Raw genomic sequence first — 13794 nt, 5'->3', positions numbered from 1 at the left:
TAAAGATATTAATTATTAATTTTCATATAAGGTTAATTGTAAAAATATTAATATTATATTATAATTAACATAATACATTCATAGTAAGCAGGACAATCAATGGAAAATATATTGAAAGTAGAAAATTTAAAAATGTACTATCATACCTCAAAAGGTTTAGTAAAGGCAATTAATGACATCAGTTTTCAAATAAAGAAAGGCGAAACTTTAGGTATTGTCGGAGAATCAGGATGCGGAAAAACTAGTCTTGGCACATCTCTTTTAAGAATGCCTTCTATACCGGGAAAATATGAAGGAGGAAGAATAATACTTGATAATGAGGATATTATACCTCTTAAAGAAGAGTATGTAAGAAAGAATATCAGGTGGAGTAAAATATCTATGGTTTTTCAAGGAGCAATGAATTCCATCACTCCTGTGTATACAATAGAAAAGCAGATGATAGAAACTATAAACAGACATATTGATATTAGCAAATCAGATGCCACAAAACTTATAGAAGAATATTTGGGATATGTAGGTCTTCATGCAGATACTGCCAAAAGGTATCCTCATGAACTTTCAGGAGGTATGAAGCAGAGAGTTGTTATAGCCGCTGCTTTATTTTTAAAACCTAAACTTATTATACTTGATGAGCCTACTACGGCATTGGATGTTATAGTTCAGGCACAGATTATCAATTTATTAAAAAAACTAAAGAAAGATTTTGATTTGTCATTTATTTTTATAACTCATGATTTAGCATTAGAAGCTGAAATTGCAGATAAAGTATGCGTTATGTACGGAGGAAAAATCTTAGAACTTGCAGACAATAAAGATATATACGAAAATTCTAAACACCCATATACAAAAAGACTTTTAAAAGCTACCCCTAGATTAAATAAAGCTGTAAGTAAATTGGAGTTTATAGAAGGTACTCCTCCTGATTTGCTTAACCCTCCTAAAGGCTGTATGTTTTATGACAGATGCAAAGAAAGAATAGATGAATGCCAAAATAAAGAACCTATATTAAAAGATATAGGAAATGGGCATTTATGTGCATGCCATTTAGTTAATTAGTATTTGTCTTGAATTCTTTGTATGTTTATATTATTCATTACTATAAATTATAAGCAGGTTATTATTGAAATTAGTATATAGCGGATAGTTTTATTAGAGTATATTTTATAAATAATATAGTGTATATTCCTTTGTTATTAGTATAATTAAATATATAACTATACTAAAAAATACAGTAATATATACACATAGCATGTAATGCTAAAATAAAAACTATGTAATAATTACATATTTCATTAATAATATAGAAGTTATTATAACATTATTAAAAAAAAAAATTTAACTTAATTTCATTACTTGTCATTATAAAAAATAAATACTTGATTTCTATATTAGAATATATTACTATTATAAAAAATAAAATGATTAAGAGTTATAAATGGATAATGATATAATATTAAAACTTGAAAATGTAAAAAAATATTTTAATCCTCATGCCAATATTATAGAAAGTTTAATGAAAAAATCTAAAGAGATTAAAGCCGTTGATGATGTTAGCTTTGAACTAAAAAGGGGAAAAATACTTGGAATAATAGGAGAATCCGGAAGCGGAAAAACTACTATAGGCAAACTTATAATGAAATTGATAAACCCTACATCAGGAAATATTATATTTGAAAATGAAAATATTAATAATTTTAATAAAGAAGAAACAGCCAAATATAGAAGAAATGTACAGATGATATTTCAGGATCCTTATGCTTCTATGAATCCAAGATTTAAAATAAAAGATGTATTAAAAGAGCCTTTATATATTCATAATATTGATGGAGATGAAAAAGTTTATGATGATATGGTTATCAAGGCTTTAAAAGATGTAAAGATTAATCCTCCGGAAGAGTTTATGGAAAGATATCCTCATATGCTTTCAGGCGGACAGCGTCAGAGAATAGCAACTGCAAGAGCTTTGATACTTAATCCTAAATTAGTCGTTGCTGATGAGCCTGTTTCTATGATAGATCTATCCACAAGGGCTGAAATTCTTTATATGATGAAAGAGCTTCAAATAGAAAAAAATTTAAGCTATATATACATTACCCATGATTTATCAACGGCAAGATATTTTGCCGATATGGTGGCAGTTATGTATTTAGGAAATATTGTAGAAATTGGAGATGCTGATGAAATAATAGATAATCCCAAACACCCTTATACAAAGGCCTTAATAGCTGCAGTTCCAGATGCTTCTTCAGGAAGAGTTAATATAATAAAAGAACTTCCAATCAAAGGAGAAATACCTAATGCTTCTGATATACCTTCAGGATGCAGATTTCATACAAGATGCATATATGCTAAAGAAGAATGCAAAAATAATATTCCTAATGCTGAAAAAATTGCAGAAAATCATTATGTTTCATGCCTGTTTGCAAAGTAAATAATATTGAAATTACAAAATAATTTCAGTATAATAAAATAATTAATCATAAACAGGAATAAATTACTATGAAAGAATTTAATAATCAGGAAAAAAAAATAGCTGAATATATAGAAAAATATTTACCATTCAGAGCAAAACATATATTTTCTACAAGAGAGCTTTCCGTTCAAATAGCAGAAAAATATGATATAGATATAAATAAAGCCTCTATTGCAGCATTATGCCATGATTTGGGAAAGAGATATAAAGATAATGAAATGCGTAAAATAATACTTGAAAATGATAATAAAGAATACCCAAATTATATAACAGGTGCCTTACTGCATGCTAGGGTAAGTTCTATAATCACAGAAAAAGAATTCTCAATAAATGATAAAGAAATTTTGGAGGCAATAGAAAGTCATACTGTAGGACATGGAAATATGACTATACTTGAAAAGATAATATATGCAGCAGATTATCTTGAGCCTACGAGAAATATTCAGACTGCTGATAAAATAAGAGAGAAAATTTTTACAGATTTTGATAATGCATTTTTAGAAGTAGTATTAGAATCTATAAATTTTGTTTTGAGTAAAAAACAATATTTATCAGACAAAACAATAGAACTTTATAATTCATTAGTTATTAAATAATAATATTGGGTAAAATTTTTTATGAATAATAATCAAATAAAAAAAGCATATATAATATTTGTAACCGACAGCAGACAATACAGAAACACTAAAATAAATATAGATAATATACTTAATGAGCTTGCAATGCTATGCGATACAGCAGGTTATGAAGTTGTAAATAAATATTCATTCATACAGCAAAAAATAACGGCCGGAACTTATATTGGTACAGGGAAATTAGAAAGTTTAAAAGAAAGTGCTGCTATTGATAATGCAGAATATTTTATATTTGATAATGAGCTTAGCGGTTCTCAGGTAAATGCTATAGAAGAAGGCTCTAATATAACAGCACTTACAAGAACAGAAATAATATTAGAAATATTTGCTTTAAGAGCTAAAACTATGACTGCTAAAATGCAGGTGGAATTAGCCTTTTTAGAATTTGAATACCCAAGATTAAAAGGTAAAAGAACTAATCTAAGCCAAATAAAAGGCGGTATAGGATTAAGAGGAGGAGCTGGAGAAAAACAGCTTGAATATGACAGAAGAAGAGCAAGAGAGCGTATACATAAATTAAAATCTCAATTAAGTAAGGTAGAAAAATCTGCTAGTACAGGAAGAAAAGGAAGGGAAAATACTTTTAGAATAGCAATAGTTGGATATACAAATGCAGGAAAAAGTACATTATTTAATCTGCTTTGTAAAGAATCTGTTTATGTTGAAGATAAATTATTTGCTACACTAGATACACATACGAGAAAATTATATTTAAGTGATGATACGCCTGTGGAAGTAATAATAAGCGATACTGTAGGATTCATAGATAGACTTCCTCATACTTTAGTAGCTTCATTTAAATCTACGCTATCCGAAGTTGTTGAAGCTGATTTACTTTTGCATTTATCTGATGCAAGCGATGAAAATATAGATGAAAAACTTTTGCATGTAGAAAGCATAATAAAAGAGATAGATGCCGCTCATATAAAAAGAATAGTTATATTTAATAAATCTGACTGCATAGATGAAGTACAGAAAAATAAAATATTAACCTCTTATGATGATGCTGTCTTTATAAGTGCAAAAAATAATACTAATATAGAAACTTTAAGAAAAAAAATATTAGATATCATATTGGAATTAAATAGTAATTAAATCATCTTCTTAGTTGGGCAAATATAACTACCCAAAAATCCTCACCATTAATGGCATAATGCGAGACACCCATATGAGTAAATTTATCGCTTAGAATATTTACTTTATATTTATTAGAATTCATCCAATAACTAGCAACTGTTTCAGCATTTTTAAATCTATAAGCTATATTCTCATTAGATGAATAAACAATTATTCTATTTTCATAAAGCAATTCATCATATTTTGTATTATTAGGCCTAATATGAGAAAAACTTATAGCAAGCTCTTTTGCTCTGATATCTGCAATATTATTTAATTTATCATCAATTTCAAATGGATATAAATTTTCATTATCTCTTATTTCATTAAATATTTTCAGCATAGTATTGACATCATCATTATAATCCTGAGCATACAAAAATCCCGAAGCAGCTATGATGACAAATATCATTTTTATTATAATATTAACCATATATTTTCACTTCATTAATAATTATACTACTCTAATAGTATTTTTATACAAATAAATATAATATTTTTTAATTATTTTTCAAGTCTAATAAGTAATTTATTTTTATTAATTTCGGAAATATTTGAATGTTTTATATTATAAATTATACGCTGTTTTATTTTAGAAATAATGCTTATCTCAGAATTATAATATGATAAAATATCTAAAATACTATTAGTAATATCTATAAGGTATTCATTAGATTTTGATGAACATAATCTGCTGTAAATTTGAAGTATATATTCCCCAAAATATTTTATAAGTCTTATATCATTGGCAAGTATGGCAGCATTAATATGATAAGAATAAATTTTCAATGCATTAATATTATCATCTTTAATATACTTGTCCAAAAACATAGAAAATACTTTTATATATTCCAAACTTTTATCTTTAAGTTTGCTGCATATCTCATCTTTATTTATTATATGAACAGAATATTTTAAATTTAATATTATAATATCATCTTTATCATAATCAAATATTATATTGTCTTTGGAACAATCCAAAGGATTATCCATTTTTAATCTGATATTATCTATATACCTCAATTTTTTATTGACACTGCTGTAATTTGTTTTTGAAGTATCAATTACAAATAAGTATTCTATGTTTTTAGTTTTATTAACTATAGATCTTTTAGCACCTCTGTATTTAGTATATTCAGAAGTAACAATATCTAATTTACCTCTATTTTCAAGTATTGATATCAAATCATCATACTCTATTATACCATCTGTAGAATAACTCATTACTATATGTTTAGAATCTATATTATCCAATAAATTTATTAAAGTATCTTTAGCAGTTTTTTTATAGCAGTACATAGATTTAGTTTTTATCCAATCTTTTCTTATACCGCCTTTATCTGTTTTCTTGCCATTCACATATATATTTTTATTAATTACAGGCTTATCCCATAGAGCTATAGTATTAAGCAAATGATAATTGCTTCCGTATTGATGCTGATTATAAGGAGGATCTAAATATACTAAATCAAAATGCTTATTTCTATTTTTTATAACAAACTCATTAGCGTCAATCATACTCACATGGCATTTTTTACCATTGTATAAAGGTATTTGCTTTAATGATATAGGAGCCATAATTCTATGCAATGCATCTTTATTTCTTCCGCCGAAACCTGCATGAAAAGCTTTAAAAACTCCGGAAGTATTTGTATGGGTAGCTGATTCATATATTATAGAAGCTATAAGATAATAATATTCCTTTTCATTTATTACATTATTTTTGTAAAGCATTTCTATATTATGTCTTATAATGTCAATTCTCTCAGCATTGTAATGAGTATAAAAAAGTCTTTCATTTATTAAATCAGGATTTTCATCGCTTGAAGGAGCATAATATTTTGATATATATCTGTCATCATCATCAATATATCTAATATCATTAATCATATTTATTGTATTCTCTGCACCGCCCGTATGAATAAACATATTAGATAAGTCTTCTTCATTTATACATAAATGAGCATAGTTTAGAATATAAGAATAATATTCCCAATCATTAGAATAAACTTCCAAATCCAAAGTTTTAAAAAGTCTTGAAACGCTTCCGCTTCCTGCAAATAGATCCAATGCTGTTTTTATATTACTATCTTCCTGCAATATTGCCGAAATAGTATTTTTTATAAATGAAAGCAATCTTCTCTTATTTCCAATATATGCTATTAAATTTTCTTTTAAATATTTATCTTTAACATTATCTTCAGTATTAGTTATCATAATCTTATTATCATAATATAGTTTACATAATAATATTAACATAATACTTAGAAAATATCAATATTATATGTATAAATATTCATTCAGATAAATATTTATACATGCTATAATTATAAAAATCATATATAGCCACAGAAGAAGCAGCATATATTTCTATATCTTTAAAATTATTAATAAAATTTATTTCTGTAAGGAAGTTATAAGAATTATATTTATTTTTTATATTATTTTTTATTTCGTTAATAAAGTCTTCGCCTAAATAAAGCATCTCTCCGCCTATAAATATAGTTTCAGGGTCAAAAGTATTAACTATATTATATATTCCTATAGAAACCCAATAAGCTGAAAAGTTTTTATAAGTATCAATAACAATATCATCATTAATATGATTTTTTATAATTTCATTGTAGCTTATATTTTTATATTTATTATCTCTGTTTTTAAGCTCATTCATAAAAGCATTAATGCTAGCAACAGATTCCCAGCATCCTTTTTTTCCGCACATACAAATATAATTAGAATCAGTTACTATAGTATGAGAATAGTTAGCTGCAGTGTCATGCGTACCATACAAAATTGATCCGTTGCTAGATACAGATACTCCAATCCAATTACCTAAATAAATATATACAGATGAAGTTTGTATAGGCATAGATTTTTTCATCTCTTCAAGCATACTATGTGTAAGCATAGCACATGCATATCTGTCAATGATAACATTAGTATTAGTATTCTCTTCTATATATTCTTTTAATGGTATATTTTTCCATTCAGGTATTCCCATACAATCTACAAGGATATTATTATTTTTTTTACTTATCTTACCGGGTACAGATATTCCTATAGAAAATATTTTTTTATCCTTATATTTATTTTTTAAATCTTTAATTTTTTTTATTATTGGATTAAATGTTATTCTATAATCACAATTTATATTTACATTTAATGAACATTCTTCTATGATTTCATTTTCCAAATTAACAATAGCTATATTGCATAATTCCCTTCTAAAATGTATAGCTATAAAATATCCTAAGTTTTTATTTATATCTAATAATATAGGTTTTTTACCACCTAAAGATGATGACTCACCATCACATTTCTCATATACTATTCCCATATTAATTAAATCATCTACTAGTACAGATATACTTGCTTTACTTAATTCTAAATTATAAGCCAAATCAGCTCTTGAATAATTACCTATTTTTAATAATTTTACTATATCAATATAATTTTGTTCTTTGATATTTTTAGCTTTTAATCTCTTCATTATTTTTATATTTAATTTACCTTTAAGAATAAAAAACAGACGGTTTTGTATTATATTATAAAATTATGATTTGTCAAACTATTAATAATAATCTTTATTTTATAATAAAAAATGATGCATATATTTTTATATGCATCATTATTATTTTAGAATAATAATTTATTTAAATAAATTATTAATTAATTCAAATTGAACATAATTATTAACATCTACAGGCTCTATTATAACTTGAGAGTTTATAAATATTTTTTGCTGAGATTCATACCATTTAGCAGCAGTACCATCAGAATAATTATTTTTTATATCTTCTCCTGTAAGCCATAAAGCAGTTTCTTTTTCTGAAGATACAGATTCTACAGGAGTTCCGTTTACCTTAGCAACTATTTCAACTGCCTCATCTATATTAGCACCTCTATAATCCATAGCTTTCAATATAGCTTTTGAAAATCTATTAACTATATCAGGATTATTTTTTTGATAACTAGGAGTAACTACCCAGCTGCTAGGGAATACGCCCTCATCAGAATAATCAATTATAGTTGCAATAGATTCTACTTGATCCCCAAGCTGTTTAGTAATTTCAAAAGTATAAGGTGCCCATACAGATACAGCATCAACTTTTTTACCTATCATAGATGATACTATTCCGCTTACATCCATATTAACAACATTCAATTCTGCTCTATTTACACCTGCCTTATCTAAAGCTAAATTCAATAAAATTTCTCCGGAAGTTCCAAGCTGAGTACCTACTGTTTTACCTCTTAAATCAGAAATAGCATTGATATTAGCCCATTTCCCAACTAGAATTTGTTCAGATTTGCTTAATCCATTAGGAAATAATACATTGACTTTGCCTTGAATAGCCAAAGAATGAGCACCATGTCCTATATAAGCGAATTGTATATCTCCTGAAAGCATAGCAGCAACCTCAGAAGGTCCATTTAAAAATTTAACTAATTCAACATCTAAATTTTCTTCTTTAAAAAAACCTTTTTCCTGAGCAATAGCTGCAGCAGAAGTTCCTGAAAAATCTGCCATATATGCAACTCTTATTTTATCAAGGGAACTATTTGTTTGAGAAGAAGCAGTATTGTTTCCTCCTGAACATGATATTATCAAAGCTATTAATGCTATTGATAAAATAGAAACTAACATAGTTTTTTTCATTTTTTATTCTCCTTTTTTAATTATTTTTATATTAAAACTTATTCATATCAAAAAGAATTTATCACTGCTAAACAATATATTTTTATTATCTTCTCAAAGCCATTCTTCTATATGTATGCACCTCTCCCCTTAATACCAATGATATAGCCATAGCATTCATAGGACTTGATATACCTCCTACGCCTGCATCTCCTATATGCATTATATCTGCTCCTGCCATTTTAGACATTAATGCAATTTCTTTTATTGTATCTATAGGTGCCCCTTCCTGAGCAGTTCCTATAGCTGTTTTTGTAAGCATGCCAAATCTTTTAGCTTCATCTATAAGCTCATGAACTTTCTCTACCGTATAACCGGGTAAAGTTCCGGGAGCACCAAACATTATAACATCAGCACCTGCATCTGCAATTTGTTTTACTGTGCTTAAAGTATCAGTATTGCCAGCACCTGCTCCATGCATTTTACCTGCAATAATCATCATTTTACCTTTGGCAATAGAAGCTAATTCTTCAGCTGCTTTTGCTATTGTATCCATAGAAACTTTTGTATGAGGATTGCCTGTTAATACTATATAATCTATTCCAAAATCTAAAGCCCTTTTATAATTATCTTTGGTAGCTTTTAAACCTTCAGGATAATCTACACCTTCTCCCACAGGTTCTAAATTTATACCTATAAATCTTCCTGTATACTTTTTTATTCTTTCTATGTGATCATTTCTTTTTCTTGAAGATTCATATAATTTAAGTTGACCTTTAAAAGTACTTTCTACTAAAGGCATAGAATTATCACCTTCAACTTCGTCTAAATCATATATAAAAGGATTAAGTAAATCAAATATATTTAATGTAATTAAGTCCACTCCCATAGCAGCCAAAATTTCAGGATCTGTAACTCTTTCTATCAATGGTCTTTTATATATTAGAGATTCTGCCATTAATGTTCTTCCTTCAGAATTTCTTATTGTTTCTATCAATGTATTAGTATCCATATTAAATGTATCAGTATAATTTAATTCAAATATTCTTTTCATTCTTAATTTACTCCCCTATTTTTTAGCCTCTAAATATTCATGATATACTAACTGCCATAATTGATTTTTTATATCATTGAATTCTTTTGATAATTTAGTTTCAGGTACTCTAGGATATGCTATAGGTACTTCTACTATACTCTTAATTCTTCCGGGTCTTGGACTCATTATAACAACTCTCTGAGCCAAAAATACGGCTTCATCTACATCATGAGTAATAAAGAAACAAGTTTTCTTTTCATTATCCCAAGTATTCAAAAGTTCAGTCTGCAATTGAGCTCTTGTCTGTGCATCTAAAGCTCCAAAAGGTTCATCCATAAGAAGTATATTAGGATTAACAGCATAAGCTCTGGCTATAGCTACTCGCTGCTTCATACCGCCTGAAAGTTCCTTAGGATAAGCATTTTTGAAATCTATTAATCCAACAGCCTTAAGATAATGATCTACTATATCATTTATTTCAGATTTTGGTTTTTTTTGCAATTCCAATCCAAAAGCTACATTCTTTGCAACGGTAAGCCAAGGAAATAAAGCATACTGCTGAAATACAACACCTCTATCAACTCCTGTACCTTCTATAGGTTTTCCGTCTATTTCTATACTGCCTGAATTCGGAGTATCAAGTCCTGCAAGTATATTGAGTAATGTACTTTTTCCGCATCCTGAAGAACCTATTACACATACAAATTCATTTTTATATATATCTAAATTTACATTATCTAAAGCATGAACATCTTTAGTTGTACCTTTGTATATTTTACTAACATTAGAAATTTTTACTTTTACTTCTTTATTTGACATATTTAATCTCTTTTATATAATTTTTTATTATAACTTATTATCTTTTTTTCTTTTCCTGCCATACAGTCAACTTGTTTTCTATTATGCTTACTATAAAATTTAATATTAAGCCTGTAATACCAATAAGTATTATTCCAAGCATAACTATATCCATTCTAAAGTAAAGACTTGCCTCCTGAATCATCTGTCCTAATCCTGAACTAGAGCCTGTTAATTCAGCAGCAATAAGAGTTGTAAGAGAAGCACCTAATCCTAAACGCATACCAACCAATATATAAGGTACTGAAGCCGGTATTACAACTTTTAAGAAAATATCTTTATCTTTAGCACCAAGGACTCTGGCTGCTTTTATTAAAGTTTGATCAACCTCTCTTACCCCTTGATAAACTGTTATAATCATTACCAAAAAAGTAGATATAAATATAACTGTAATTTTAGCACTTTCTCCAACTCCCTGAGCAACTACAACCAAAGGTATATATGCTAATGCCGGTATATTCCTAACAAATTGTATTATAGGTTCTATTAATAATTGTACAGGCTGATACCAACCCATTAAAAATGCTATAGGTATTGATACAACAAATGCTAATCCGAAACCAGACAATACCCTAAATAAACTTATACCTATATGATTTAATAATTTACCATTAGTAATCTCTCTTATAAATGACTTTAATACATCAGCCGGACTTGCAATAACAGCCCCTGCCACAGAAGAAGATACTAGCTGCCATACTAATAAAGCTATGATAATGGAAACTGCGGTAAATATATATTTCTTTTTACCCATAGGTTTACTATTCATTTTTATACCTCTTAATAAAAAATCTAAGCATATAATTGACTACTTCACAGTTAAAACTATATTTATTTTAACTGTGAACTATAATTTAATCAGTTTAATGCTTGTTTTATAATGTCAATTCTCACATATTTATCTACAGCAACAGGTTCAGAATTTAATCTGTTGTTTTGCAAGAAGTAATCTATTTGTTTTCTGTAAATATTACTTATGCTTCCATCATCTATTCTGCTTTTCATTGTTTTGGAATCCATCCAATCTGAACTGTATTTTTCTTGAGCAACTGTAGCTATATCTAAACCTATAAGATTTGATACATTTGTAATAGCTTCATCTAAATGTTCTTTTCTATAATCCATTGCTTTATACAATGCTCTTGTGAACTTTATAACAGTATCAGTATTAGCTTCCAAATAATCAGGAGTTACTATCCAGCTTGCAGTAGAATCAACGCCAACATCCTGCGGTTTTATAATATTCAAATTCTCTAATCCTATTCTATTATCTATCTCAACAGTATAAGGAGGCCATACAGATATAGCATCAACTTTATTAGCCAAGAATGAAGCAACAGCACTTGAAACTTCAGCATTAAGTATATTTATATCTGATTTATTAACGCCTGTTCCTGCTAGTACCTGATCTATAATAGTTTCTCCGGATGTACCTAACTGTGTTATTAAAGTTTTTCCTTTTAATTGTTCTACAGTAGTTATACCTGAAGTTTTTAATGCTCTGATACCTTCTACAACAGCTATTCCGTCAGTAGCTATTATCTGAACCTTTCCTTCAGCCGCCAATGTATGTGCACCAAAACCTATATAACCTATCTGTATGTCTCCTGAAACCATAGCTGCTATTTCAGTAGGTCCGCTTGTAAATTTTACTAATTCTATATCTAATCCTTCATCTTTAAAATAATTCTGATGTATTCCTGTAATGATAGCAGAAGCTCCGCCTACATTAGGATGATATGCCACTCTTATTTTACCTGAATTCTCATTTGTCTTTTTACCGCATGACATCAAAAAACTAAATAACAAAATAAAAATTATAGATAATAATATCTTTTTCATACCATTACTCCATCTAATATTATTAATTTAATATATCTTCTATTTCAGAATTACTTAAGAAATTCATAACTAAAGGCTGAGATTTATTATCCTGAGACTGCTGCCAAGTAGCATACATTCCATCTTTTGTTCTAAGTACATCTACATATCTTGAGCAGCCTGTACCGTAAGGGCTTACAAATAATGGTAATTCTTTACTTATTCTTTCAATATGTGCAAATGAACCATTCTCTATATATGCTGCTCCTCCTAATTCTTCGCATGAATATCCTCTAGGTCTTTTTACAGCTTTTTCATGCTCATCTAAATTTCTTACGCATTCTCCTCCATCGTAGAAAAATAAACTTATTCTTTTATTTCTCAATATTCCGACTTGAGGCATATCAATGACGCAAGTTCCTCTAGTCATAGCTATATCCCAAGTATGACCTTTTTCAAAGAAGTAGAATACAGGTGCTTCAAAATTAAGCTCTTCGCCTCTTCTTAACATATACCCTGTATTTGAGCTAGTCCAATTATATGGATGTGTACAAAACATTAAATATTTTTCTCCGTTATAACTGTCATACACAAAAGGATCTTTCAAATGTATAAATCTTGAATCCTCGCCTTTTATAAGTTCTTTAACATTGGAAGCACTTAAATTTTCTATTTTATCAGATACTATTACATCAATATCCCATACTCCTGTTCCCGGTTTTAAATATTCTTTAAGATGATCCGGATATTTATTTTCAGATTTCTCAGAAGATATATAAAGCTCCACCTCATTATCTTTATTAAATCTCAAAGCGGTACCTTCTATAGATAATACGCCTCTAGGAAGTTCTTTTTTTAATATGCTTTTTATTTTTGTCCAAATATTTCCTTTGTCTGAAGATTTAAATATTGCAAGTTCTGCCCCTCTATCTCCTAAATCAAGCCCTGTTCTTGAATCTCCGGAATTTCTGTATCTTCCTGAAATATATAAATTACCTTCTTTATCCTCTACCATATTTCCGCCGCCGAACCAATATCCTGTTTCTGGTGTTACAGGCACTATAATTTTAGCCTTTTTTTCATCTATTAATCTAAGAGAAAATTCCATTAGCTTTTTTTCTAAATTTGTCATAATATTCCACCTCATATTTAATTAGTATATTAATTAGTATAGTAAACTAACTAACTAAAATCAAATTTATTATAAAAAAAG

The 13794-nt window shown here is 27.9% G+C and carries 13 protein-coding genes; 4 read left to right on the top strand and 9 right to left on the bottom strand.

Going from position 1 to position 13794, the window contains the following annotated elements; translation table 11 throughout:
• Positions 1-99 precede the first annotated feature (99 nt).
• From BHAMNSH16_RS13765 to hflX, 4 genes are all read left to right on the top strand, one after another.
• On the top strand, positions 100-1059 hold the full coding sequence (locus tag BHAMNSH16_RS13765) for an ABC transporter ATP-binding protein (RefSeq protein ID WP_008732260.1): 960 nt from the start codon (positions 100-102) through the stop codon (positions 1057-1059).
• Between the two features lie 379 nt (positions 1060-1438).
• On the top strand, positions 1439-2434 hold the full coding sequence (locus BHAMNSH16_RS13760) for an ABC transporter ATP-binding protein (protein ID WP_008732262.1): 996 nt from the start codon (positions 1439-1441) through the stop codon (positions 2432-2434).
• A gap of 68 nt (positions 2435-2502) precedes the next feature.
• Positions 2503-3072, top strand: a complete 570-nt coding sequence (gene yqeK, locus BHAMNSH16_RS13755; RefSeq protein ID WP_069731495.1) for a bis(5'-nucleosyl)-tetraphosphatase (symmetrical) YqeK — start codon at positions 2503-2505, stop codon at positions 3070-3072.
• A 21-nt stretch (positions 3073-3093) separates the two neighbouring features.
• Complete coding sequence (hflX, locus tag BHAMNSH16_RS13750; protein WP_083250046.1) at positions 3094-4206, top strand: GTPase HflX; 1113 nt, start codon at positions 3094-3096, stop codon at positions 4204-4206.
• Between the two features lies 1 nt (position 4207).
• On the opposite strand, the gene BHAMNSH16_RS13745 is transcribed toward hflX, so the two are convergent.
• The 9 genes from BHAMNSH16_RS13745 to BHAMNSH16_RS13705 all read right to left on the bottom strand — a co-directional run bounded on the left by BHAMNSH16_RS13745 (position 4208) and on the right by BHAMNSH16_RS13705 (position 13713).
• Entirely contained in the window at positions 4208-4660 is a 453-nt protein-coding gene (locus BHAMNSH16_RS13745) for a CAP domain-containing protein (protein ID WP_008732266.1), read from the bottom strand.
• A gap of 71 nt (positions 4661-4731) precedes the next feature.
• On the bottom strand, positions 4732-6444 hold the full coding sequence (locus BHAMNSH16_RS13740; RefSeq protein WP_069731494.1) for a DNA adenine methylase: 1713 nt from the start codon (positions 6442-6444) through the stop codon (positions 4732-4734).
• Between the two features lie 79 nt (positions 6445-6523).
• Entirely contained in the window at positions 6524-7717 is a 1194-nt protein-coding gene (locus tag BHAMNSH16_RS13735; RefSeq protein ID WP_069731493.1) for an ROK family transcriptional regulator, read from the bottom strand.
• Positions 7718-7876: 159 nt separating this feature from the next.
• Complete coding sequence (locus tag BHAMNSH16_RS13730) at positions 7877-8887, bottom strand: ABC transporter substrate-binding protein (protein WP_008731561.1); 1011 nt, start codon at positions 8885-8887, stop codon at positions 7877-7879.
• 85 nt (positions 8888-8972) lie between these two features.
• Positions 8973-9920, bottom strand: coding sequence for a DUF7916 family protein (locus tag BHAMNSH16_RS13725; protein ID WP_008731563.1), 948 nt, complete (start codon positions 9918-9920; stop codon positions 8973-8975).
• A 15-nt stretch (positions 9921-9935) separates the two neighbouring features.
• On the bottom strand, positions 9936-10721 hold the full coding sequence (locus BHAMNSH16_RS13720; RefSeq protein ID WP_008731566.1) for an ABC transporter ATP-binding protein: 786 nt from the start codon (positions 10719-10721) through the stop codon (positions 9936-9938).
• Between the two features lie 37 nt (positions 10722-10758).
• On the bottom strand, positions 10759-11529 hold the full coding sequence (locus BHAMNSH16_RS13715; protein ID WP_008731569.1) for an ABC transporter permease: 771 nt from the start codon (positions 11527-11529) through the stop codon (positions 10759-10761).
• Positions 11530-11618: 89 nt separating this feature from the next.
• Positions 11619-12602, bottom strand: a complete 984-nt coding sequence (locus BHAMNSH16_RS13710; protein ID WP_008731571.1) for an ABC transporter substrate-binding protein — start codon at positions 12600-12602, stop codon at positions 11619-11621.
• A gap of 22 nt (positions 12603-12624) precedes the next feature.
• Positions 12625-13713 (bottom strand): hypothetical protein, encoded by a 1089-nt coding sequence (locus BHAMNSH16_RS13705; protein WP_069731492.1) that lies wholly within the window; start codon positions 13711-13713, stop codon positions 12625-12627.
• Positions 13714-13794 lie beyond the last annotated feature (81 nt).

It is taken from the genome of Brachyspira hampsonii, from assembly GCF_002214805.1.
Classification (GTDB): Bacteria; Spirochaetota; Brachyspiria; order Brachyspirales; family Brachyspiraceae; genus Brachyspira; species Brachyspira hampsonii.
Note: the sequence above shows the minus strand (reverse complement) of the source record. Positions and strands in the feature narration are given on the sequence as shown.